This is a genomic window from Pseudomonadota bacterium (genome assembly GCA_016711215.1).
Taxonomy (GTDB): Bacteria; Myxococcota_A; Polyangia.
Genome location: JADJTL010000001.1, coordinates 176,759 through 199,182, shown reverse-complemented (window position 1 = coordinate 199,182; position 22,424 = coordinate 176,759). Strand labels below are relative to the sequence as shown.

At 71.6% G+C, this 22,424-nt stretch carries 20 protein-coding genes; 6 read left to right on the top strand and 14 right to left on the bottom strand.

The features are described from left to right. Nucleotides 1–2 precede the first annotated feature (2 nt). Nucleotides 3–2,162: a response regulator gene (locus tag IPL40_00785; protein ID MBK8479704.1), complete on the bottom strand. Its 2,160-nt coding sequence runs from the start codon at nt 2,160–2,162 to the stop codon at nt 3–5. A gap of 447 nt (nt 2,163–2,609) precedes the next feature. On the opposite strand from IPL40_00785, the gene IPL40_00780 reads away from it, so the two are divergent. Further along, nucleotides 2,610–3,449: a DUF4292 domain-containing protein gene (locus tag IPL40_00780; protein MBK8479703.1), complete on the top strand. Its 840-nt coding sequence runs from the start codon at nt 2,610–2,612 to the stop codon at nt 3,447–3,449. Here the strand turns inward: IPL40_00780 and IPL40_00775 are convergent. Together IPL40_00775 and IPL40_00770 are read right to left on the bottom strand one after the other, a co-directional pair. Beyond that, the gene (locus tag IPL40_00775; GenBank protein ID MBK8479702.1) at nt 3,414–3,719 is read right to left on the bottom strand and encodes a hypothetical protein; all 306 of its coding nucleotides are present in this window, start codon (nt 3,717–3,719) and stop codon (nt 3,414–3,416) included. The two genes, IPL40_00780 and IPL40_00775, sit on opposite strands and share 36 nt — an antisense overlap. After that, complete coding sequence (locus IPL40_00770; protein MBK8479701.1) at nt 3,716–5,275, bottom strand: hypothetical protein; 1,560 nt, start codon at nt 5,273–5,275, stop codon at nt 3,716–3,718. Before IPL40_00770 ends, IPL40_00775 begins: the two co-directional genes overlap by 4 nt. A 90-nt stretch (nt 5,276–5,365) precedes the next feature. Between IPL40_00770 and IPL40_00765 the strand changes: the two genes are divergently transcribed. After that, nucleotides 5,366–6,721, top strand: a complete 1,356-nt coding sequence (locus IPL40_00765; protein ID MBK8479700.1) for a sigma 54-dependent Fis family transcriptional regulator — start codon at nt 5,366–5,368, stop codon at nt 6,719–6,721. Nucleotides 6,722–6,925: 204 nt separating this feature from the next. Next, on the top strand, nt 6,926–7,903 hold the full coding sequence (locus IPL40_00760) for a DUF4388 domain-containing protein (protein MBK8479699.1): 978 nt from the start codon (nt 6,926–6,928) through the stop codon (nt 7,901–7,903). Between the two features lie 59 nt (nt 7,904–7,962). Here IPL40_00760 and IPL40_00755 read toward each other — a convergent pair whose 3' ends face one another. From IPL40_00755 to IPL40_00735, 5 genes are all read right to left on the bottom strand, one after another. Beyond that, nucleotides 7,963–9,231 (bottom strand): tetratricopeptide repeat protein, encoded by a 1,269-nt coding sequence (locus tag IPL40_00755; GenBank protein MBK8479698.1) that lies wholly within the window; start codon nt 9,229–9,231, stop codon nt 7,963–7,965. A 173-nt stretch (nt 9,232–9,404) separates the two neighbouring features. Beyond that, on the bottom strand, nt 9,405–9,854 hold the full coding sequence (locus IPL40_00750; GenBank protein MBK8479697.1) for a D-tyrosyl-tRNA(Tyr) deacylase: 450 nt from the start codon (nt 9,852–9,854) through the stop codon (nt 9,405–9,407). Between the two features lie 20 nt (nt 9,855–9,874). Next, a complete protein-coding gene (locus IPL40_00745; GenBank protein MBK8479696.1) occupies nt 9,875–10,426 on the bottom strand; it encodes a hypothetical protein in 552 nt (183 codons plus the stop codon). Further along, nucleotides 10,423–11,814 carry an argininosuccinate lyase gene (argH, locus tag IPL40_00740; protein ID MBK8479695.1) on the bottom strand — a complete coding sequence of 464 codons (1,392 nt, stop codon included), beginning with the start codon at nt 11,812–11,814 and terminating at the stop codon, nt 10,423–10,425. The genes IPL40_00745 and argH overlap by 4 nt, the downstream gene beginning before the upstream one ends. Further along, complete coding sequence (locus IPL40_00735) at nt 11,811–13,049, bottom strand: argininosuccinate synthase (protein ID MBK8479694.1); 1,239 nt, start codon at nt 13,047–13,049, stop codon at nt 11,811–11,813. The genes argH and IPL40_00735 overlap by 4 nt, the downstream gene beginning before the upstream one ends. Before the next feature lie 215 nt (nt 13,050–13,264). Between IPL40_00735 and IPL40_00730 the strand changes: the two genes are divergently transcribed. Beyond that, a complete protein-coding gene (locus tag IPL40_00730) occupies nt 13,265–13,777 on the top strand; it encodes a helix-hairpin-helix domain-containing protein (protein ID MBK8479693.1) in 513 nt (170 codons plus the stop codon). Nucleotides 13,778–13,948: 171 nt separating this feature from the next. Beyond that, nucleotides 13,949–14,719, top strand: coding sequence for an alpha/beta fold hydrolase (locus IPL40_00725; protein ID MBK8479692.1), 771 nt, complete (start codon nt 13,949–13,951; stop codon nt 14,717–14,719). 3 nt (nt 14,720–14,722) lie between these two features. Here the strand turns inward: IPL40_00725 and IPL40_00720 are convergent, their stop codons facing one another. The 6 genes from IPL40_00720 to IPL40_00695 all read right to left on the bottom strand — a co-directional run bounded on the left by IPL40_00720 (nt 14,723) and on the right by IPL40_00695 (nt 21,219). After that, nucleotides 14,723–16,291, bottom strand: coding sequence for an acyl-CoA carboxylase subunit beta (locus IPL40_00720; protein MBK8479691.1), 1,569 nt, complete (start codon nt 16,289–16,291; stop codon nt 14,723–14,725). Beyond that, the gene (locus tag IPL40_00715; GenBank protein MBK8479690.1) at nt 16,288–16,614 is read right to left on the bottom strand and encodes a hypothetical protein; all 327 of its coding nucleotides are present in this window, start codon (nt 16,612–16,614) and stop codon (nt 16,288–16,290) included. Before IPL40_00715 ends, IPL40_00720 begins: the two co-directional genes overlap by 4 nt. Continuing rightward, complete coding sequence (locus IPL40_00710; GenBank protein MBK8479689.1) at nt 16,614–17,495, bottom strand: ATPase; 882 nt, start codon at nt 17,493–17,495, stop codon at nt 16,614–16,616. Before IPL40_00710 ends, IPL40_00715 begins: the two co-directional genes overlap by 1 nt. 174 nt (nt 17,496–17,669) lie before the next feature. Further along, nucleotides 17,670–18,830, bottom strand: a complete 1,161-nt coding sequence (locus IPL40_00705) for a beta-lactamase family protein (protein ID MBK8479688.1) — start codon at nt 18,828–18,830, stop codon at nt 17,670–17,672. Then, complete coding sequence (gene grxD / locus IPL40_00700) at nt 18,827–19,150, bottom strand: Grx4 family monothiol glutaredoxin (protein MBK8479687.1); 324 nt, start codon at nt 19,148–19,150, stop codon at nt 18,827–18,829. Before grxD ends, IPL40_00705 begins: the two co-directional genes overlap by 4 nt. A gap of 134 nt (nt 19,151–19,284) precedes the next feature. Beyond that, complete coding sequence (locus IPL40_00695) at nt 19,285–21,219, bottom strand: hypothetical protein (protein MBK8479686.1); 1,935 nt, start codon at nt 21,217–21,219, stop codon at nt 19,285–19,287. 156 nt (nt 21,220–21,375) lie between these two features. Between IPL40_00695 and IPL40_00690 the strand changes: the two genes are divergently transcribed. Continuing rightward, the gene (locus IPL40_00690) at nt 21,376–22,422 is read left to right on the top strand and encodes a deoxyhypusine synthase family protein (GenBank protein MBK8479685.1); all 1,047 of its coding nucleotides are present in this window, start codon (nt 21,376–21,378) and stop codon (nt 22,420–22,422) included. Nucleotides 22,423–22,424 lie beyond the last annotated feature (2 nt).

The window sequence follows — 22,424 nt, the reverse complement described above, 5'->3', positions numbered from 1 at the left end:
CGTCAGGACCCGGGGCCGAAGACGCGGCGGGCCTGATGCACGCGCGGGTCGTCCGCGGCGAGGCGTTCGGCGACGCCCAGGGCGACGCGCGCGTTATCCACGCGACCGAGTCCATCGCGATAAATGAACGCGAGCTCGACCCACAAGCCCACCACATCGATGCCGCTGCCCTCGCGCACGGCGCCCAGCACCTTGCGATAAAGTCGCTCCAGCGCAGCAAAATCGCCCAGCGCGGTCAGAACCTCGCGCGCACGGCTAAGCAGGTCCAGCCGCAAGGGTGCGTGCTTCAGCGCGATCGCAAGGTGTTCTGCGGCCCGGCGCCGGTCGCCCAGGCAGTCGGCGACCCGTGCCGCCAGCTCATGGGCCAACACCGCCGCCGGGTGCAGGGCAAAGGCCTGGGCCAGCGCCTCGGCCGCTTGGGCCGCGGCCGCGCCATCCGCGCCCGCATCCACGAAGAGCGCCCAGCCGAGCAGCGCATGGTAGTCGGGCTGGCTGGGGTCAGCCAAAACGGCGCGCCGCAGGGTGGCCACTGCCCTACCGGCGTCGCCAGCGCTCAGCGCCGTCAGCGCCTCGCGATAGAGCAGCTCCGCGCCAAGGGCGTCGGGGATCACCGGGGGTGCTTCGACGATCGCCAGCGCGCGCGGAGCCCCAGCGGCTGGCACAGCGGCGGCTGGCACAACGGCGGCTGGCATAACGGCGGCTGGCATAACGGCGGCTGGCATAACGGCGGCTGGCACGACGGCCTCGCCCAGGGCAGTTTCCGGCGCGGCCTCCGCCGCAGCGGCCTGCGTCAGCATGGTCGTTTCGGGCGCGGCAGTCGGCGCCTCCCGCGGCTCCACCAGGCCACTGCGCAGCAGTGCCGCCACGCGGACAACCCATCGCTCGCGGTCGCCGACGGCCTCGAGGAAGTGGCGCAGTGGACGCTGACCGCTCGCGACGTCCACCACTGGCTTGCCATAGGCCGCGACGAGCGCCCCGACCTGAGCGTGACCCGACTCCGTGAGCTGGATCGTGTCGTCCGCCAGCGCCTCGACTTGGCCTCCGGCCTCTTCGACCGAGAGCAGCCGCTCGAGCGCGGCGAGGACCCAGGGCACGGGCTCGACCGGATAGCGCGGGATGCCCGCGAGGGCGCTGGCGCCTGGCGCAAAGCTGATCTGTCCAGCGTCCCAGCGCAGCGCGCCCGCCAGCTTGACCTGCACCTGGGCGGCGAGCGCCCGGTCGAGCGCCGCGGTGTCGATCGCGCCCAGCTTGACGAGCGCCTCTCCCAAACGAGATTTCTCGTGTCGCGCCACGCGCAGCCCCTGTTCGAGCTGGGCCTCTGTCAACAGCCCGCTCTCGACGAGGTAAGCGCCCAGGGCCTCATGGCGCAGGTTGGAATCGACATAGATCGCGCGCCCCGCCTCGAGGTAGATGACCTTTCGCAGCTTCCCTCGCGCCAGCGTCAGCACCCCCGTGGCCCGTTGTTCGGCCGCCGTCACGAGCACTGCCGAGAGCTCGACAGCGCCGAGCTCCCCGGACCAGGCGCGCCCCAACACGATCGCGGTCGCGCGCCCCGCAGCGGGGCTCCTGGATACCAGCACAGACTGCGCAACCGGCGCAGGGGCCGGCTCCGCGCGCGCCGCGGGCAGCGTTGGGTCGGCAGCCGTCGGCAGCGGGGTCGGCGCAGCGACCATTGCGAGCGGCTCGCCAGCGGCGGGGCCGGGTGCGGGAAGTGCCTCCGCCTGCGCGCTGGGGCGCAACCACCGCCGCGCGCCTTCTGGATCGCTCTCTTTCCGCCGGCCCAACAGGGCCAGCAAGCGCCCCGCGAAGCGGTCGAAATCGAGCGGCTTGCTCAGCAGCTCGACCTGCGCGTCGTCCCAAAGGCGACGCGAGGTGGGCGCGTCGCGGTAAACGCCGCTGATGGCGAGCACGACAGCGTCGGCTCCCTTGGGCTCCCGCCGCAGGGCCCGGCAGAGCGCCGCGCCGTCCAGCTTGGGCAGCAGCAGGTCGACGATCACGACGTCGAAGGGCGACGCCCGAAAGCACGCGAGGCCTGCAGCGCCGTCGGCAGCCTCATCGATCTGCAGCGCGAACGCGGCGAGCGCACGCGCGCGCAGCAGGTAGCTACGCAGCGCCTCGCGCTGCACCGGCTCGTCGTCGACGATCAGGACCCTCAGTGACATCCCACCACGCAGCCTCCGCTTCCCCGCGTTGCGGTTCGCCGCCGCCCGCGCCGCCCGCCAGTGGTCTCGCGCGGAATCGCGCCATCGTCAAATTGACGGGCCCATTGGGTGATGGACCTGTCGGGCCCAGCGCGCTGCGCAAGCACGCGGCTCGAGCAGCCGCTCGCCCGGGGCTTACCGCTGTGTCACGATGCCTTCGCTCGCCGCAGACGACCCTCGGAGGGTGCGGTGCGCGCGGGTCGCGATTTCAGGTGCACGACGGTGACGGAACCAGGTCAAATGCCTCTGCGAGCGCCCGAACCATCGAGAGCCGACCGCGGGGCTCCGCGCGGCGCGAGCGCTCCGCCTCTCGCCCAGCGGGAACTGTTGGTCCTCGCGAGGTGCCGCCCGCGCGCGGGCGAGAGCGCGGCGCAGCGCCGCGGCGCGGCGCCGACCCCTTCACTCGCGATGGCATGGCTGCTCGTGCTGCTGCACCTCGGCGGCTGCCTGCCGCTCGGCCGGCCCTACCCAGCGCCGCCGGCGACGGAGATCCTGCGGGCGCTCGAGCAGCGCGCGCTCGGGCTCCGTACCGTGCGTGCCGAGGCCCGCGTGCTTTGGGAGAGCGCCGGCGAGGCGCTGAAGACGACGCTGCGCCTGCTCGCGGCTCCCGTGGGGCGCCTGCGTTTCGACCTCATTTCGCCCTTCGACAACACGCTGGCCACCTGGATCTGCCGCGACGGCCGCTTCGCGCTGCGCGACGCCCGTACCAACCGCCACTATTTTGGACCGGCCTCGCCTTGCAACCTGGCGCGCATCATCGGGGTCGCGCTCGAGCCTGCGGCGCTCCAGCGCGTGCTGGCCGGGAGCACCCCGGTGATCGCCCACCAGCGCCGCACGCTGCGCTGGAGCTCGCGCGCGGCACGCGAGGAGCTGACGCTCTACGGCGCGACGCTGACCCAGACGATCGCGCTGCGGCGCAATCGCAACGACTGGGACGTCGAGCAGAGCTCGATCTTCGACAGCCGAGGGCGCCTGCTCCTGCGCCTGAGCTTCGCGGAGCCACAAGAGCAGGATGGCCTGCGTTTGCCGGCGCTGATCAAGGTCGAACAACCCCCACGGGGAACCACCGTCGCCCTCTCGTTTCGGGCGCGGGAAGCGAACCTGGTGCTGCCAGCGCGCGCCTTCGAGCTACCGGCGGCGCGCGGTCTCCCCAGCGAGGAAGTGCGCTGTACGTCCGCGGCCAGCCCCGGCGCGCCCGCGCCCGCGCGGCGATCAGCAGCGCACCAGCAGGCCGGCCAGGATCATTAGGACGCCGACGACCACGAGCAGGGGACCCCACGCCTGCCGATCGAGCGGTGCATTGCGCCACTCGCGCAGCCCGCGCCACAGCTCGATGCGCACGGCTGAGCCGCGCAGCGGTGGCGGGTGAGGCAGGCGCAGGATCGCCGTCAGGCGGCGGGGCTGCTTGCCCGACGCCGTGCGATCGAGCGCGGCCGGTCCGGGGCCGAGATCGTTGTTGCAGAAGACACAGCAACCCTGGCTCTCCCGATTCCACTGGCTGCAAACCGAGCAGTTCATGACGCACCGCGGAGAAAGCACGCACTGTCGTAGCGGCCGCCTGTCAGCAGGTTGATCAGCTCTCTGCCCTGCTCGGCGAAGGGGACGTACCAGAGCTGCGTCTGCTCGAAGACCAAGCGGAGCGAGCGCAGGCGATGCGTCACGGCGCCCGGTAGCAACCCGATCCACGAGACGTAGCCGAGGGCATGCGCGTCCTCGGGCCCGAAGAACGAACCCATGAGCTGGCCCTCCCGAAAGGGCCCTACCTCGAGCACTGGCTGCAGTCGCGTCATGTCGCGGGCCACGACGTCGAGCCGACCCGCCCGCAGGCTGCCGTAGGCCGGCGCGAAGTAGGTCAGCGGAGCATCCGGCGCGGGGAGCCGCCCGCGCGGGCCAGGAGGCAGGCGCACCTCGAGCACAGCGCGTAGGTCCCCGGCGCGGCGCGCCAACCGGCCGCAGTACTGCACGCGCACGGCGACCTCCCAGAAGGGCAGCCAGCGCAACTTGGCCCCCGCCGACGGCGCCGCGAGCTGGGGCCGCGCGAAGTGGGCGCCGAAGGGCTGAAGGCCCTGCCGTCCCGCGACCCAGGAGGTGTGGCAGTCACGGCAGGGCAAGACGACCGCGCGCTGACCCGTCACCAGCTCGCCACCGCAATGCGCGCAGCGCAGCTCGATGACCTTCATCTCGTCGAAGACGGTCGGATTGGCTGCCGCCTGCACCAGCGGGACCGGCAAGGCCGCCAGGGGCTCGGGCGCGCCGGTCACCGCATCCCAAATCCGCCGCTCGCGGGCGCCGGGGGCGATCCAGAACGGGTAATAGAGCAGCGACAAGGTCTCCGCGACCAGATCGGCGCGCTGACAGTCGACGCTGAGCTCCGCGGTCGCGTGGCGCGAATCGAGCGCACGCTCCCAAAGGTCGGCACGAGCGGCGGCGATGTTGTGCCACGGCGGCACCACGCGTCCGAGGCGCTCATGGTCCAGGCTAAAGGGCTCAAGCGGAAACACGGCGGCGCGCAGGCGCAGGCTCTGCACCCCGAGCTGGCGCGCGGCCGGATCCGGCAACGCGAGCTGTACGACGCGCGAGCGGAACTGCTTTTGGGGTCCACGATCGACCGCTGTCGCGCGCGGCGAGATCTCCTCAGGCCCGCTTGCGGCGCCCTCGACCGCCTGCCCCGCCGGCACGCGCTCCAACTGCTTGCCGATGTCCCAGGCGAAGACGAGGCCGGAAAGCCGCCAGAAGGGCAGCCACCAGAGCTCGCCATCCGCCGCCCCGGCCGGACGCTCGACCCGCGGCCTGATCGCGTAGCGCAGCAGCCGCTCGCGCGTGAGGGCGAGCAGTCGTGCCGAACAGTAGGGGCACTGCCCAACCAGCGCCCCATCGACGTAGCAGAAGTTCCCCGAGCAGCTAGGGCACTGGAGGGCGACGAGATTGGCCTCGGCGTCGATCGCCAAGCCGCTGCCGCAGTACTCGCAGCGGACCTGCGTGGTGCCGGGCGACCACCGCATGGGCGCGCTGCAATCCGGACAGACGCCGCCGACCGGCAGCGCTGCATTGGGCTCCGGCAGGCTCAAGTCCACCTACCCCTCGCCGACGACCAGCCGACTGGCGTCTGCAGCAGCCGGGATTGACCGGGGGTCGGCGCGCTCGCTATCATTTCGGCTGAATCGATGCTCCCCCCCCTTCGAGACCAGTCGACAGGTTTGCTGACCCATCCGCCGGCGTTCACGCGCCAGCGCTGCGGCGGGCGTTTCATTGCGGTCGAGGGCCCCGACGCGGGGGACTCGGTCGAGCTGGGCGCGCACGACGCTGTCACCTTCGGTTCGAGTCCAAGCTGCTCCCTCGCGCTCACCGACACCACCGTCTCGCGCCAGCATCTCGAGGCCCGCTGGGAAGAGGGTCGCGGCGTCGTGCTGCGCGACCTCGGATCGACCAATGGCACGTTCTTCGCCGGATCTCGAATCACTGAGATTACCATCCCCGTCGGCGCGGCGTTCACCATCGGACGTACCCTGATCAAGCTCGTCCCTGACGAGGAGCCCGTCGAGCCGCCCGCCAGCCCCAGCCCCGAGTTCGGCACGCTCCTCGGTCAGGACGAGACGATGCGGCGTCTCTTCGCCCTGCTCGGGGACGTCTCCCCGACCGAGGCGACCATCATTATCGAGGGCGAGACCGGCACGGGCAAGGAGCTCGTCGCGGGGGAGATCCACCACCACAGTGCCCGGGCGAATGGGCCCTTCGTCGTCTTCGACTGCGGCGCAGTGCCGCGCGAGCTGATTGAGAGCGCGCTTTTCGGCCACGTCAAGGGCGCCTTCACCGGCGCCGTCGGCGACCGCGCCGGGGCCTTCGGCGAGGCCAACGGCGGGACGATCTTTCTCGACGAAATCGGCGAGCTCGCGCTGGACCTCCAACCGGCTTTGCTGCGGGCGATCGACCAGCGGATGGTGCGCCGAGTGGGCGATAGCAACTACCGCAAGGTCGACGTGCGCATCGTCGCCGCGACGCATCGCGACCTGCGCCAGGAAGTCGCGGAGCGGCGCTTTCGCGAAGATCTCTACTATCGCCTCGCGGTCGTGCGGATCAAGCTACCGCCCCTGCGTGAGCGCGGGGCCGACGTCGAACGCCTGGCGCAGCTCTTCGTCGAGCAGTTCACCCCCGCAGGCCGCCAGCTCCGCCTCGATCCGGCCGCGCTCGCGCGCCTGCGCCAGCATGCGTGGCCGGGCAACGTCCGCGAGCTGCGCAACGTGATCGAGCGCGCTTGCGTGCTGGCGCCACGCGGCGAGCTCCTTCGCCTCGATCCGGCAGCGCTGCCGGAGGCCGCCAGCAGCCCGGCGCTCGGCCTACGCACCGACCTCCCGTATAAGGAGGCGAAGGGGCAGCTCGTCGAGGTCTTCGAGCGCGAGTACGTGCTCGACCTGATGCGGCGCAATCAGAACAACCTCTCGGCCGCCGCCCGCGAGGCCCAGCTCGACCGCAAGCACCTGCGCGAGCTGGTGCGAAAGCATAGCGGGGGCGACTCGGAGTAACGCCCTGACGGCGCGCCGCCGGCGAGCGCGCGCCGCTTGCCCCGGGTGCCCCGAGCGACGGTCATTTTGCCCCTGGCGGGAGACGTGCGGTATGCTGGCCCGAACGAGGACGCCACGAGAGGCTATTCGATTGCGGCGCGCTGAGGGCGGCGCGCTGGGCGTCTGCTGCCGCGTCAATGCCTGGCGCGGCGCGAAGGAATCGGGATGAGCGATCAGTCGCAGTTCGCCTTGCGCTTCATCTCAGGCAAGTACCAGGGTGGCGAGTTCCTGATCAAGATGGGGCGCGAGATCGTGATCGGCCGCGCCAGCGATCTCGACATGGTCTTGGTCGAGGACATGGTGTCGCGCAAGCACGCCAAGATCTCTACCTTGAATGATCAGATCATGATTCAGGACCTCGGCTCGACCAACGGCACCTTCGTCAACGGCGAGAAGGTCAAGCGCTCGCGCCTCCGCGAGGGCGACCGGATTCTCATCGGTACCAGCATCGTCAAGCTGGTCACCGTGGACGAGAGCCGCCCCGAGAGTTCCTTCACCCCCACGACGGACTTCCCCGCTGGTGCCCAGGCGCGCGAGCCCGAGATCAAGCGCCCGGCAGGTAGCACGCGCTCGATGGCGGGAACGATCGATGAGATCCCGCTGCCCGATTTGCTGCAGTTGCTCTCCACCAGTCGCAAGAGCGGTGTGCTCGAGATCAACAGCGCCGTGCATCTCGGGCGCATCTTCCTGCGCGAGGGGCAGATCTACTACGCCACGATCGATGAGAACCCCGCGATGCCCGCGCAGAAGGCAGTCTATCGCATGCTCGTCTGGCAAAGCGGCGCGTTCGAGCTGCGGCCGCCCGACAGCCGCACCTTCGAGGGGGAGCTCTCAGAGCCCACCGAGGGTCTGCTGATGGAGGCGATGCGTCAGCTCGACGAGATCAACCGCATGCGCGAGGATCTTCCGCCACTCGATGCTGAGCTGCAGCTCGCGAATCCGCTGCCGAAGCCGCTGCGAGAGCTCGGCCCGAGCCAGCTCGACATGCTGCAGCTCGTCCACGACCACGGCACCTTTCCCGGCGTGCTCGATCATACGACGACCACTGACCTCGACACTTACGCGGCGCTGGTCGAGCTCTTCAAGGCCCGCTGGATCGTCGCCGCGGATGCTGCGTCGGACGATCCGACTGACGAGGCCTAGAGCCGCCGGCGGCGCTGGCCCTGCGCCGCGTGGCGCTGATCAGCGCCACGCGGCGCCGATCAATCTTCCGCGGGTCGCGGCCGCCGCGTCTCGCGCCGCCTCGACACCAGCGCCGCGGCGCGCCGTGCGTGCTCCCGCGCCGCTACGCGCCACCCTTGCGCCTCGTCCGCGTCGCGGCTGGCGCGCGCGCGCCGCGCCAAGAGCTGGGCGAGCTGCCGATGTGCCAGGTAATCGTCAGGCGCCAGCGCCAGCACGCGCTCGAAATGCGCCTGTGCCTGCGCGCCTTGACCGGCGGCGAGCCGCGCGCGCGCCGCTGCATGGTGAGCGCCGACGCTGCGCTCGAGCACGACCCAGCGCTCGTAGACTATTGCCGCCGACTTGGGCTGCCGCTGCTGCTCGAGCAAGCCGCCGAGCGCCCGCGCAACGGCAACGGAGAAGGGGTCGGCGACGAGGGCCGCCCGCAGCAACCCGAGGGCCTGCGCTGGCAGGGCGCGTTCGCGATAGATCTCCGCGGCGTAACGCGCGCTCATCGCGTCGAGCGGATCGATCTCGCGCGCACGCAGGAGCGCTTGAAGCGCCTCGGCGGTGTTAGCGGCGCGCAGCTCCGCCAGCCCCAACATGCGCTGCAGCGCTGCGACCCCCGGGAGCTGCGCGGCTGCCCGCCGCAGGACCTCGACCGCGCGTTGAGGCTGCGCGTCCTGGAGCGCGGCCACCGCCTCATGTTGCGCGCGAGCCACGGCCCGCCCGATCGCCGGCGCCAAGCGCCCGCGCCGGCGCGCCAGGCGCTGCAGCACCGCCCTGCCGCGGCGCACGTCGGCGGGGCGCGGATCGGCCTCGAGCACCCGGCGCACCGTGATCAGGGCCGCATCATCGTGCCCGAGGTCCAGCTCGGCATGCGCCAGCGCGGCCCAACAGGCAGCGCTCGCCCGCAGCGCGCAGGCCCGTAGGAGCTGCGCGCGCGCGACAGCAGGCTGTTCATTGGCCAGCGCCAGCAGCCCGCAGCGGAAGGGAATCTCGGCCTCGCGCGGCCAGGCGCGCGCAGCCCGCTGGAGGCCCCGCAGCGCGGCCTCCAGCCCGCTCGGCGCGCGGGTGACGGCCACCAGCGCGCGCCCGTAGGCGACCAGCGCCGGCGCCGTGCGGGCCTCAGGTTCACGCCGGTCGAGCCAGCGCTCGGCCTGGTCGAGCGCCCCGCGGCGAGCGAGGCAGTCGATCCACAGGCGTAAGGCGTCGAGCTGCGTCGCCGGCGGCGTGGCCCGCCCCTGGTCGACGAGCCGCGCCGCCATCCGACAGGCGTCGGCAACGCGATTCGCGTCGAGCGCTGCACGCACGCTCGCCAGCGTCGGCGCTGGCCGCCTGCAGCCTGCCCAGCCGAGCAGAAGTGCGCAGAGGCACCCTTGGGCTCGCAGGACCCAAAACCGCCCCCGGGCGCGATCCGCGCCACGAAGCCCCGCGCGCCCCATCGGCATCTGATCGATTCGCGACAAGCAAGCACCCACCAGCGTCAGAAGAGCCGCTGCGAGTCGAGCAGCAGCGTTACGGGCCCGTCGTTGCAGAGCTCGACGCTCATCTGTGCCCCGAAGCGTCCGCGTTGCACCAGCGCGCCGAGCCCGCGACAGCAGCCGACGAAGTGCTCGCAGAGCTCAGCAGCGCGCTTCGGCTCGAGCGCTCCGACGAAGGACGGCCGGCGCCCCTTGCGACAGTCGCCGTAGAGCGTGAACTGGCTCACCACGAGCAGCGCGCCGCCGACCTCCAGCAGGCCGCGGTTCATCAGCGCCTGGTCGTCCTCGAAGACCCGCAGACCAACGATCTTCTGCGCGAGATAGGCAGCGTCGGCCGGCAGATCCCCGATGCCAACGCCGAGCAGCACGAGCAACCCGCGTTCGATGGCACCCAGGGTCTCCGCGCCGACAGTGACGCGCGCGCTGCTGACGCGCTGGACGACCGCTCGCAAGCGCTAGCCCCGCGACGTCCCTAGGACCCGTCGCTGGCGTTGGCGCCACCGTCGGCGCTGACCGCGGCTGGCGGGCGCTGGCCACAAAAGCGCAGCGCTGCGCTCGACGGCCGCTCGGGATCCCGCACGGCCTCGGCCCCGAGCAAACCGGTGGCACGGCAGGCGTAGTCGCCGCGACAGTCGCCATCCCGGCGACAGGACTTCATGCAGAAGCGCTGGGCCGCCGCCCGCAAGGCGCAGCGCCCGCTGGAGAGACAGACCTCCTCGGCGTTGCAGTCGTCGCTCGGCACGACACCCACACCGACGGCATCCTCGGTCAGCGGATTGCAGGCCGCGGTCCACGGATTCGCCGAGTAGAAGGCGACGCAGACCGCGCTATCCGGGCAGCTCCGAGCCGAGCAGCCGAGCACGGTGCAATAGCCTCGGGGCTGGGTCAGGTCGCAGACGCGCGTGCCGTCGGTGGCGCAGTCGACGTTGTCGCTGCAGCCATCGCCGATCGCCGTGCCGCAGCCCCCGAGCGCCAAGGCCAGCACCACCCCGAGACCCACGGCGGCCCAAGCCTCTCGCCTCATGGCGTTCCTCCGGCCTCCGCTGCCGGCGCCGGCGCGCTCGGCAGCAGCTCCCAGACGGCCGCCAGGTGCTGCCCCTTGGCCCTTGCCCACTGCCGTCCGTCGTGCAAGGCCGCCCGATAGTCGCCCAGGTCAAGCGCACCGGGCGCGCCGAGGTGCGAGCGCGCGCGCCATAGCTCGGCGCCGTCGCTGCCCACGGCTCCCGCGGGGTCGGCGGCCACCTCGCGGTAGGCCACGCGGAAGGGCTGGCCCGCGGCGACGCGACGGTAGACCTCATCGGTCGCGGCGGTGGCCGGCAGGAGGGCCGCGCGGCAGCGCGCCACATCGACCTGCAGCGTGTCCAGCACCGGGCGCATCACGGCCACGAGATCGATGACGCTGGTCAGGCCGTCGAGCAGCGGCTCCTTCGTGAGCTGCAGATCTCGGTGATAGCCGGAGGCGAGCCCGCCGTAGATCGACGCCACCTCGGCCTGGCGCTGGCGCAGCCTTGCGGCCTGCGCGCGGATCAGCTCGAGCACGTCCGGATTGCGCTTCTGCGGCATGATGCTCGAACCGGTCGTCACGGCTGGCGCCAGCCGAACGTAGCCAAGCTCATCACTGGAGAAACCGATCAAGTCCGTGGCCAAACGCCCGAGGTCGGTGCCGATCAACGCGGCCACCGCCAGCAGTAGGTACTCCGTGCGACCGCGATCGTTCTGCACCGCCAGCGTGTTGGCCTGGGGCCGCTGGAAGCCCAGCAGCGCCGCCACCAGCGCGCGGTCGAGGGGGAGCGCTACGCCGTAGCCCGAAGCGCTGCCGAGCGGACTGCGGTCGACGTGGGCGAAGGCCGTGCGGATCCATGGCAGCGCGTCGAGCAGACCCTCGGCATGCGCGGCGAAGAAGTGGCCGAGCGTCGAGGGCATCGCCTGCCGCGTGTGGGTGTAGCCCGGCATCGTCGTCTCGCGCTGCGCCTCGGCGAGCAGCAGGAGCTGGTCGACGAGCTCGAGCAGCCGGTCGGTCAACTCGATCAGCCGCTCGCGCGCCCACAAACGCAGCGCGGCGATCACCTGGTCGTTGCGGCTGCGACCGGTATGGACGCGGCGCCCGGCGTCGCCGAGCCGCGCGGTCAGGCGGTTCTCGAGTGCCGTGTGGCCGTCCTCCTCGTCCGGGGCGACACCGAACGTGCCGCGGCGCGCCTCGGCGGCGCAGCCGGCCAGCTCGCGCAGCAACCCGCTCAGCTCATCGGCGCCGAGCACCCCGATCTTGCGCAGCATCGTCGCGTGCGCCGCGCTGGCGAGCGCGTCGTAGGCGATGAGCTGGCGGTCCAACTCGGGGTCGCGGCCGACGGTGAAGCGCGCGATGCGCGCGTCGAGCGGCTCGCCCTTATCCCACAGGCGGCTCACCTGGCTCATCGCGGGCTCGGATCGCGCAATATCAGCTTGTGCGCGCGCAGGCGCAGCGCGTTGAGACGAATAAAGCCGCTGGCGTCGACCTGATCGTAGCCGCCGGCGACGTCCATCGAGGCCAGCTCGCGGTTGTAGAGCGAGCTGCGCGACTCGCGACCCTCCACGATCACGTTGCCCTTGTAGAGCTTGAGCCGCACGCTGCCGTCGATCAGCCGCTGCGACTGAGCGAACGCGGCCCGCAGGAAGTCCGCCTCGGGGCTGTACCAGAAGCCGTTGTAGATCAGCTCGGCCAGCTTCGGCGCCAACATGTCGCGCAGGTGCAGGACCTCACGGTCCATCGCGATACCTTCGACGTCGCGCAGCGCGTGATGCAGGATCGAGCCGCCGGGCGTCTCGTAGACGCCGCGCGACTTGATGCCGACGAAGCGATTCTCGACCATGTCGACGCGACCAATGCCGTGCTTGCGCCCGAGCTCGTTGAGCGCGGCGAAGAGCGCCAAGGGCTCCTCATAGCTCGCCCCACCCTCGCGCAGTGTCAGCCGCACGGGACGCGCGTCCTTGAACTCCAGCTCGACGTGCTCCGCGCTGTCGGGCGCCTGCTCGGGCGCGACCGTGCGGCGGAACATGCCCTCGTCGGGCGTCCAGCTCGGATCCTCGAGCACCCCAGCCTCGTGGCTGATGTGCAGCAGGTTCTCGTCATTGCTGTAGGGCTTCGCCAACGTCGCCTCGACCGGGATGGCGTGCTCACGCGCGAAGTGCAAGAGATCGCTGCGTCCCTTGAAGCGCTCGAGGAAGCTGCGGTCCTTCCACGGCGCGATCACCTCGAGCTGCGGCGCCAGGGCGGCGAAGGCCAGCTCGAAACGGACCTGATCGTTGCCCTTCCCCGTCGCCCCGTGGGCCACGCTCTGCGCGCCCTCTTCGAGCGCGACCTCGACCTGACGGCGCGCGATCAGCGGTCGGGCCAGCGAGGTGCCGAGCAGGTAGCGGTTCTCATAGAGGGCGTTGCTGGCGATCGTCGGGAAGATGAAGTCGGTGACGAACTCGCTGCGCAGGTCGTCGACGCGCACGGCGCTCGCGCCGATCGCCTTGGCGCGAGCGACGAGCTGCGTGAAATCGTCCGCCTGTCCAACGTTGGCGGCAAAGGCCACCACGTCATAGCCCTGCTGCACCAGAACCTTGAGGATGACTGACGTGTCCAGCCCGCCGCTGTAGGCGAGCACGACCCTCTTCTCCCGCGCCATGGCGATCTCCCTCGGCCCCCCTTGGGCCGCCGGTCTCTTACCACAGAACGGGTCGCGAAACGCGACTGACGGCTGGCGTCCAGCGCTCGGCCGGCGCCCCGGCGGCGCGCCGGTGGGCCGGACCGGTCGACCGGATTTCGCGGTCCCGCAGCGAGGCGCAGGTCGCGCGCTCAAGGCCTTAGCGCGCGGCCCAGGTCTTGCGAGGTGGGATCGGGATGCGCCCCACCGCCAAGCCCTCGCTTCGTCGTCTGGTCGTCGTCCTCTTCGGCCTCGCCTTCGCCCTGGCCTTCGCCCTCGCCTTCAGCCTCGCCTTCGCCCTCGCCTTCGCCCCGGCCGCGCAGGCCCGCCCTTCCCGAGCCGGCCGAGCTACGAGCGCGCCGAAGACGAGCTCCCCGTCGCCCACGCCCACGCCCACGCCCGCGCCCACGCCCGCGCCCACGCCCACGCCCACTGCCGTGGTCAACCTCAACACCGCGACGGCGGAGCAACTCGACTGGCTACCGCGTATCGGACCGGCGCTGGCCAGCCGCATCCTTCGCGCCCGCGCCCGGCGCCCCTTCCGCAGCGTGGCGGCGCTGCGACGGGTGCGCGGCATCGGCCGGGTCACGCTCCGCTTGCTCGCGCCGCACCTGGTGCTCGATGGGCCGACGACGATGACCAGCAGCCCGCGGGCGGGGCGACGCAGGGGCCGCAGGCAAGCGGCGGCCGCGCCGCTCGGGGGCCATTGAGCGGGCGCCGCAGGCGGCGCAGCCGAGCGCCCTCGCCGCGGCCGCCGCTATTCGGTTGCCGCACGCGACGGAGACGGACCACAATCGCCGCGGCCGCGGGCAAGCGACCGGGCCAGCGCAACCTTGGCTGGCCCCGAGCGCGGAAGGCGCGACGCGACGCAGGTGACGAGCTTGGGCCGATCGACCGAGTCGCAGAGGCTGCCCATCGTGGCGCTGCACGGCTTCACGGGGGCGCGCACGAGCTGGTGCGAGGTCAGCGGGGCGGTCGCGGCCGCGGGATCCGAGCACCCTCCCCTCTTGCACACCCTGGCGCTGCCCGGTCATGCCCCGGGCGTGCCTGTACCGGCCGACTTTGGCGCCGCGGTCGATCAACTCGCCCTCAGGCTGCGACGCCGGCTGACGCCGCCCGTGCGACTGCTCGGCTACTCGATGGGCGCGCGCCTGGCCCTGGGGCTCGTCGGCCGGCATCCTGCGCTGGTCAGCGAGGCGCTCCTGATCGGCTGTCATCCTGGCCTCGACGACGCGCGGGCGCGGCGCGAACGCGCCGAGCAGGACGCGCCCTGGGTCGCTCTCTTGCGGCGAGAGGGCATCGCCGCCTTTGTCGCGGCCTGGGAGCGACGTCCGCTCTTCGCCAGCCAAGCCACCGTCGCCGCACCGCGGCTGGCGGCACAGCGGGCGATTCGGCTGGCCCACGACCCCGAGCAGCTCGCGCTGGCCCTCGAGCGACTCGGTCTGGCGCAGATGCCCGACCACGGGCCACTGCTGCGCCGGCCACCCCTTCCCCTGCATCTGGTCTGCGGCGCGCGCGACAAGCGCTTCGTGGCGCTGGGCCGCCGACTCTGCGCCGCAAGCCCGGCCCTGACGCTGACGCTGCTGCCGCACGCCGGCCACAATCCGCTGATCGAAGCGCCCGCGGCCTTGGCCGCGCTGCTGCTCGGCTGAGCGCTAGAGCGGGATGTTGCCGTGCTTGCGCGGCGGGTTGCTCTGGCGCTTGTTGCGCAGCATGCGCAGCGCCGCGATCAGCCGCGGGCGCGTCGTGTGGGGCACGATCACGTCGTCGAGGTAGCCGAGCTCTGCTGCCTTGTAGGGGTTGGCGAAGGCCGCGCGGTAACGGGCCACGTACTCGGCGCGCCGTGGCTCACGCTCGCCCTCGGCTGCCGCCGCTAGCTCCTGCCGGTAGAGCACGTTGACCGCGCCCGCCGGGCCCATCACCGCGATCTCGGCCGTCGGGTAGGCGAGGTTGAGGTCCGCCCGCAAATGCTTGGAGGCCATCACATCATAGGCGCCGCCATAGGCCTTGCGCGTAATCACCGTGACCTTGGGCACCGTGGCCTCGGCGTAGGCGTAGAGCAGCTTGGCGCCGTGCTTGATGATCCCTCCGTACTCCTGATCGCTCCCCGGCAGGAAGCCAGGCACATCGACGAAGGTGACCAGCGGGATATTGAAGCAATCGCAGGTACGCACAAAGCGCGCCGCCTTGAGGGAGGCCTTGATGTCGAGACAACCCGCGAGCACGGCCGGCTGATTGGCGACGACGCCGACGACCCGGCCCCCCAGTCGCGCGAAGCCGACGACGATGTTGCCCGCGTGCGCGCGCTGGACCTCGAAGAGATAGCCCTCATCGACGACCTCCGCGATCAGCGACTTGATGTCGTAGGCTCGCGAGGGGTCGTCCGGGACCATCGTATCGAGCTCGACGGCGCAGCGCTCGACCGGATCGTCGTTGGGCGCGCTCGGCGGCTCCTCGCTGTTGTTCTGCGGCAGGAACGACAGCAGCTCGCGCGTGGCCTCCAGGCAGCTCGCCTCATCGGCATAGCTGAAGTGCGCCACGCCCGAGTCGCGATGATGCGTCGTCGCGCCACCGAGCTGCTCCTTGGTCACCTCTTCATGCGTTACCGCCTTGATTACGTCGGGACCGGTGATGAACATCTGCGCGGTCCCCTCGGCCATCAGGATGAAATCGGTGAGCGCGGGCGAGTACACCGCGCCGCCGGCGCAGGGTCCCAGCACCACCGAGATCTGGGGCACGACCCCGGAGAGCAGCGTGTTGCGCAGGAAGATCTCGGCGTACCCGCCGAGCGAGGCGACGCCCTCCTGGATCCGGGCGCCGCCGGAGTCGTTGAGGCCGACGATCGGCGCGCCGGCGCGCTCCGCCAAGTCCATCAGCTTACAGACCTTGGCCGCGTGAGCGTGCCCGAGGCTGCCGCCGAAGACGGTGGCGTCCTGGGCGAAGACGAAGGTCAGCCGCCCGCGGACCTGGCCGTGGCCCACGACGACGCCGTCGCCCAAGGGACGCTGCTCGGCCGTGCCGAAGTCCGTGCAGCGGTGGGTGACGAAGCGGTCGAGCTCGACGAAGCTACCGGGATCGAGCAGCAGCTCGAGGCGCTCGCGCGCGCTCAGCCTTCCGGCGCGATGCTGTCGCGCCAGGCGCTCGGCGCCACCGCCCTGCAGCGCCTCGGCGGCGAGCTGCTCCAGCCGCTCCAGCGGCGGCGGCGGTTTGCCCGGCTCGCTCATGCGGGGTCTCCATCGGCGACAAAGGCCTCGAGCGCTGCCTGCTGCGCGACCTCGAGGGCCAGCAGCTCGGCCGTGCTGCCCTGCTGAGGGCGCTCGGGATCGAAGTACAAGCGCGCCGCACAGGCGATCGGCGTCGCCTCGCCCGGCAGGAAGAACGCCACGCTGCCCTCGCCTGCACCCTCCAGCGGCAGCTCATGCGGGAAATGCAGCCGCGCCTGCGGCCAGCGCAGCGCGTCGCTCAGCCGCTCACGCCGCTCGCCGGCAGCCGGCCCCGTCGCGAGCCACAGGCGCACGGTCACGCGCAGCGGCACGTCCTTCGGCATCAGCGAGCGCCCGCGTCGGCTAGCGCCCTCGGCGCGGCAGGCGGTCGCGCGAGTGCCCGCATCACCAGCTCGAGGAAGTCCTGCTCGCTGGTCAAGGCAGCCACCTCTGCGCTCGACACCGTGTAGCCATGGCGCGCGGCGATCGCCTGGTAGCGCGGCAGACGCGAGCAGAAGAGGCGCGGAAAAATCCAGCGCACGAAGTGATCGGGGTCGATCGCCTCCGTGGCCCCTAGCTCGCGCCGCTCCAAATAGGCCGCCAGCTCGGTCGCGAGGAACGCCTCGCGGTAGTAGAGCGGCTTGGGGTCCTGCTCGGCACGGCCGATCAGCGCACGGGCATCGTCTGGCGTGGCCTCGATGTAGAGCACCAGCGTATGGCGGTCCAGGAGCTCGAGGACCTGCGGATCCTCGAGCTCGCAGAGGCTGCCGCCGGCGTCGTTGACGAAGTGTTGGTAGCCGTAGATCGCCTGGGCCTTGGAGATGAACTCCGGCACGTCGCTCATCGCGGCGATCTCCGCCCGGCGGTGCAAGGCCTGCCGGCGCTGGAACTCCGCCAGCGGCAGGCCGCCGAGGGCGACGTCGCCGAGCTTGCCGAGGAAGGTCGAGAGCGGCTTGAGGTGATCGACGGTGATGTTGTTGGCGATGTAGATCGAGTCGGAGCGCAGCAGGTCGCGCAGGAAGGGCACCTGCATCGCCTGCTGCTTGATGTTGTCGAGGATCGCCTCGTCGAGGTAGCGCGTGCCGATGCGATAGTCACCGGAGTAGTGAAACCAGTTCTGCCGGCGCAAGAGCGCGGCCAGGCGCGTCTTGCCGACCCCGGACATCCCTAGCAGCGTGACGCATTTATTCTCCCAGGCTCGGAATTGATCGACGCTCAGTCTCACGGCGGCTCCCGCGCGGCCGGCACCAGCCCACGCGCGCAGCCCGCCTGCGTCCGTGCCTGCCACCAGCTCTCGGCGGCCGATTGTACGCGGGACCGCCCCACCCTCCAACGCCTCTGCGACGTGCCCTGGCGACGGGTGCAAGTCGCGCCTTGGCAGCCCAGGGCCCCGCGCCTGCTAGAGATACCCCCAGCCCTTCAGCGCGCGGTGCAGGGCGTCGTGCAGGCGTGGGCGCAGTGGCTTGAGGCGGTTGGGCTCGCGCCCATAGTAGACGCGATTGGTCAGCAGGATCGCCCACCAGGGGCGCGCGGGCTCGAGCCAAAGCGACGTACCGGTGAAGCCGAGGTGCCCGACGCTGCCCGCGCCAAAGGCGCGACCCGTGCTCGAGCGGACGCCGCTGGGGGTGTCCCAGCCGAGGCGCCAGCTGCTGCCCGGGACGAGCTGCGTCGAGAAGCAGTGGCGCACGAGGGCGCCATCGAAGATCGACGCGCCGCCGCGCGCCGCGGCGCTCAGTTGCCGCACGATCTGATGCACATCGTGCGCGGTGGAAAAGAGGCCGGCGTGGCCGGCCACGCCCCCCATCGCGTGACAGTTATCGTCGTGGACCTCGCCGCAGAGCCGGCCGCGTCGCGGACAGCGCTCGGTCGGCACGAAGCGCCAGGGTTGCGCGTCGCGCTGCGCCCGCCGCCGACCGGCCAGCGCGACGAAGCCCGTGCGACTGAGCGCCAAGGGGGCGAAGACCAGCCGCTCGGCCAGCCGATCGAGGGGCTCGCCCATCGCCGCCTCGAGCGCCCAGCCGAGCAACATGTACCCCAGGTCGCTGTAGCAGGTGGCCTCGCCTGGCGCGCACCGCAAGGGCGTGGCCGCGATCAGCTCACGCGCCCGCAGCCGCGCGCGCCGCGCTGGCAGCCTCTCTAGTGGCTGGTAGAGCGGAAGCCAGTCGACGAGACCGGCCGCATGCCCGAGGAGCTGCGCCAGCGTGACGCCCTCGAGCGCCGTGCCCTGCAGTCCGTCGAGCACGCGACCAAGGCGCGCATCGAGGCTCAGGTGCCCCATCGCCACGCACTGCAGCAGGGCGGACGTGGTCGCCAGCGGCTTCGTCAAGGAGGCGAGGTCGAAGACGCTGTCGAGCCGCGCTCGCCCATAGGCGCGATGGATCACCGGCTGGCCGTCCACCGCGACGAGCAGGCAGGCCGCGGGAAAGACCCGCTGCGCCATGGCCTGCTCCATCAGCCGATCGATCGCGTCGGGCGCGCGGGCGCGCAGCAGGGCCGCGCCCTCGGCCCCAACCAGCGGGGCCCGCCCTGCGGGCGCCGGGGCCGGCCGCGGCGTGCTCACAGCGCTCCGGCTTGCTCCAGCTTGAGCTTGAGCTCGCCACTCTGAAAGAGCTCGGTGACGATATCGCTGCCGCCGATCAGCTCACCGGCGATGTAGAGCTGCGGCAAGGTCGGCCAGCGCGAGTGCTCCTTGAGGCCCTCGCGCAGCTCGCGATCCGGCAAGACGTCGAAGGCCGCAAAGGGCACCCCGAGCTGCTCGAGACATCCCGCCGCGCGCGCCGAAAAGCCGCACTGCGGGAAATCGGGCACGCCCTTCATGAACAACACCACCTTATGCGAGGCGATCGCCGCCGCGACGCGCTGCTTGGTCTCTTCCGTCATCATCAGTCCCCTTTACTTAAACTTAGGATACTTAGGCCAATTACTTAGTACTTAGGCCAATACGGCGCAAACGGTACCAGAATTGTCCGCTTTGAACAGCCCCCCGCCTTGGCTCCCATGCCGCGCGCGCCGGGTCAGGGCGCGGCCACACCCTCGACCACCAGCAGCTCATGCTGCGCGAGCACCGTCTTGAACGGGGGCTCATAGGGCCAGAGCTCGATCGGTTGGCGTTGCCCATCCGCGCCATAGCGCATCACGCGCAGCTCCGTGCCCCCCGCGAGCGGAAGATCCACCTCGAGCCGCGTGTCGCCCAGCGCGAGAAAGGCGGAACGGCGGCCGAGGAAGCCGACGCCGTCGAAGTCGAGGCGTAGATCAGGACGCAGCAGCCGATTGATCCAGAACGCCGTCGCCGCCGGCACTGCGCTGGCGTTGAGCAGCAGCTTGTTGCCCCTACCGACCAGCAGCGGCGTGCGAGCCCCCTGCAGCGTCACGCTGGCCAGGAGCTCGCCGCTGACGGCCCGCTCAGGAATCAGTGCGGCACGCAGGGTGACCTCCCCCGTTGCTGCGCCGCCGCCCGGCCACCCCGGATCGGCCAGCTCGATACGCTCGATCGAGCCCTCCAGCTCGACGCGCGGCCAGCCCGGGCGCAGCCCGAGGAGCGGGAGCGCCTGCCGCCAATTGCCAACATCGGTCAGCCCGTCGACGACGACCAGCACCGGCTTGCTGCCATGGAGCAGCTCGAGCACGTCCGGCGGCAGGTCTGGCGCCCCCTCCGCGCCGCGCCCGGCGGCCAGGACGACATAGGCCTCGGCGACGATCCGCGGCGCCGCGCCGCCCGCGTGCAGCTCATAGCCCGAAAGCGCCAGGCCGTTGGCCACCGGACCGAGCGCCCGCGCCAGGAACGTGAGCGCGTCCGACGGCAAGGGATCCTCGTCGGGCACGGCCAGCACGATCTCCGCGCGCTGCCGGCGATCGCCCAGGGGGCGCCGGAGCCACTCGAAGTCCTCCTCCATGGCCTGAGCCTCGCCGCGCAGGTCCTCATCGCGCCAAGGCAGCTCGTCGAGCGCGCCCGAGCGCCAGAGGTAGCCCGTGGCACCATGCTGCGCCGCGGCGAGGAGCAGGAGGTTATGACGCAGTCCCGCGGGCTGGCGCGTCTCCCCGATCTCGACCCACAGGCGCTGCCCGCGCGCGCGCGCCTGCCCCGCGGCGAGGGCCAACATACCGAGCTCGGCGACGATGCGCTGTCCCGCCGGCGCACCGGCGAAGGCCAGGGCCGCTGCGTCCGTCGCCAGCGCAGGATCTGGGCCCTGCCCGGCAGGCGGCGGCACGCCAGGGCGCGCCCGCGCGGACCACGCTCCGGCATCGATCGTCGCCAGCAGCAGGTCGGCACGCTGCACCTGATGCCCCAACGCGGCCACGAAACGTCGTCCCCGCCGGCGCGCCACCTCGCGGCTCGCGGCAGCCCAGGCTGCGGCGAAGGGGCTGCTGAAGATCAGTCCGTCAAAGCCGCCCGCGTCGAGCAGCTCGCCCGCTGCCTGCGCGAACGCGTCGAGCGTCAGACCCGGCGCCGCCGCGCTGCCGGCGCGGCCCAGGGTGGTCGCATCGAGATAGACCGGCACCCGGCGACGGTGCGCCTGCCGCACCCAGGCCGGTATCGCCCGCGCGGGCGCCGACCAACCTCGAGCCAGCAGGGTACGGCTCGGCAAGAGCAGGGAGGCGCGCGGACCATCGACCGCCTCGACCAAGAGGAGATTCATCCGCCAGGCCTGCAGCTGGTCGAGGTTGCGCCGGACGACGGGCGCCGAGGGGCCACGGTCGATCGCGCCGGTAGACCAGTCGCGCCCGGCAAGCAACGCGCCGCTGAGATGCAGCCCCCACCGCAGCGCGTCCGGCGGCCGGGCCTCCACCAAGGGCTGCAGGCGCTCACCGCCTGGCCGCGGCACGGCGCCTTCTATCTCGGGGCCGCGCGCGCCGCCGCAGCGGCAACCGCCGATCGCTGCGGGCCAGGGCGCCAGCAGCAGTGTCAGCCGCAGGGCCACGATGGCGCTTCGACGTTGCCCTGGGTTCACGACGACTCCATCGACGGCGACCGCCGCGAGCATAGCGGGTCGCCAGCGGCCTGCCCACTGCGACGGCGGCCCTGCGAGAGCTGCAGCGCCGGAGCCCGCCCCAGCCGGCCTCTGTGCTACACCCAGCGCTGCGTCAACCGCTCAGGAGCTAGCACCATGTCCAGTTGCCCAGCGAATCGATCCGCCGAGGATGCTGCCCGCCTCGGGCTCGAGCCGATGCAGCGACTCGATGTCAGCGCGCCCAAGAACACCGCCGAGCTGCTGGCGGCGATGAGCAAAACGGCCTTCACCGGCCGCTCGCTCGGCGAAGCCGTCGCGGTCAGCGAGGCGATGATCAGCGATGGCGCCTGGGTCGTGCTGACGCTGAGCGGCGCGATGACGATGGCCGGGCTGAGCCTGCTGGCGGTCGAGATGATCGAGCGCGGCTGGGTGCATTGCATCGTCGCTACCGGCGCGCTCGTCGGCCACGGCCTGACCGAGGACATCGGAATGCACCACTACAAGGCCGATCCGAAGATCCCCGACGAGACCTACTTCGCCGCGCGGCTCAATCGCGTCTACGACGTGATCGAACCGGAGTACAACCTCGACCAGCTCGCGGAGCATGCACGCGAGCTGCTGGGCCGCCTGGCGGAGGCCCACAGCGAGCCCATCGGCACGCATGAGCTGCTGCGCTTCTTCGGCGAGCAACTCCCGGGACGCGGCGTGCTGCAGGCCGCCGCCAAGCATCAGGTCCCGGTGATCATTCCCGCCTTCACGGACTCCGAGCTCGGGCTCGACTTCATGGTCCACCGCTATGCGCGCGAACGTGAGGGACGACCCTACCTGCGCTACGACGCCTTTCGCGATCTGGTCCACTATGCCGAGCTATGCCAGGCGCAGGCGCGAGCGGGCCGCCCGCTGGGGATCTTCACCATCGGCGGCGGTGTCCCGCGCAACTGGGCGCAGCAGGTGGCGCCCTACGTCGACGTGCTCAACGGCCGGCTCGACCTCGAGCTGCCGGTGCCACGCTTTCGCTATGGCGTGCGCATTTGCCCCGACCCCGTGCACTACGGGCACCTCTCGGGCTGCACCTACTCCGAGGGCGTGAGCTGGGGCAAGTTCGTCCCGCCCTCGGCCGGTGGCCGCTACGCCGAGGTGCTGCTCGACGCGACGGTCGGCTGGCCGCTGATCGTGCGCGCCCTGCTCGAGCGCACCGTCTGAGG

What these genes read in the sequence shown, in the direction of transcription:
- IPL40_00785 (MBK8479704.1), bottom strand. Translation starts at nt 2,162, where the DNA reads ATGTCACTGAGGGTCCTGATCGTCGACGACGAGCCGGTGCAGCGCGAG.
- IPL40_00780 (MBK8479703.1), top strand. Translation starts at nt 2,610, where the DNA reads ATGGCATGGCTGCTCGTGCTGCTGCACCTCGGCGGCTGCCTGCCGCTC.
- IPL40_00775 (MBK8479702.1), bottom strand. Translation starts at nt 3,719, where the DNA reads ATGAACTGCTCGGTTTGCAGCCAGTGGAATCGGGAGAGCCAGGGTTGC.
- IPL40_00765 (MBK8479700.1), top strand. Translation starts at nt 5,366, where the DNA reads ATGCTCCCCCCCCTTCGAGACCAGTCGACAGGTTTGCTGACCCATCCG.
- IPL40_00760 (MBK8479699.1), top strand. Translation starts at nt 6,926, where the DNA reads ATGAGCGATCAGTCGCAGTTCGCCTTGCGCTTCATCTCAGGCAAGTAC.
- IPL40_00745 (MBK8479696.1), bottom strand. Translation starts at nt 10,426, where the DNA reads ATGAGGCGAGAGGCTTGGGCCGCCGTGGGTCTCGGGGTGGTGCTGGCC.
- argH (MBK8479695.1), bottom strand. Translation starts at nt 11,814, where the DNA reads ATGAGCCAGGTGAGCCGCCTGTGGGATAAGGGCGAGCCGCTCGACGCG.
- IPL40_00735 (MBK8479694.1), bottom strand. Translation starts at nt 13,049, where the DNA reads ATGGCGCGGGAGAAGAGGGTCGTGCTCGCCTACAGCGGCGGGCTGGAC.
- IPL40_00730 (MBK8479693.1), top strand. Translation starts at nt 13,265, where the DNA reads ATGCGCCCCACCGCCAAGCCCTCGCTTCGTCGTCTGGTCGTCGTCCTC.
- IPL40_00720 (MBK8479691.1), bottom strand. Translation starts at nt 16,291, where the DNA reads ATGAGCGAGCCGGGCAAACCGCCGCCGCCGCTGGAGCGGCTGGAGCAG.
- IPL40_00715 (MBK8479690.1), bottom strand. Translation starts at nt 16,614, where the DNA reads ATGCCGAAGGACGTGCCGCTGCGCGTGACCGTGCGCCTGTGGCTCGCG.
- grxD (MBK8479687.1), bottom strand. Translation starts at nt 19,150, where the DNA reads ATGACGGAAGAGACCAAGCAGCGCGTCGCGGCGGCGATCGCCTCGCAT.
- IPL40_00690 (MBK8479685.1), top strand. Translation starts at nt 21,376, where the DNA reads ATGTCCAGTTGCCCAGCGAATCGATCCGCCGAGGATGCTGCCCGCCTC.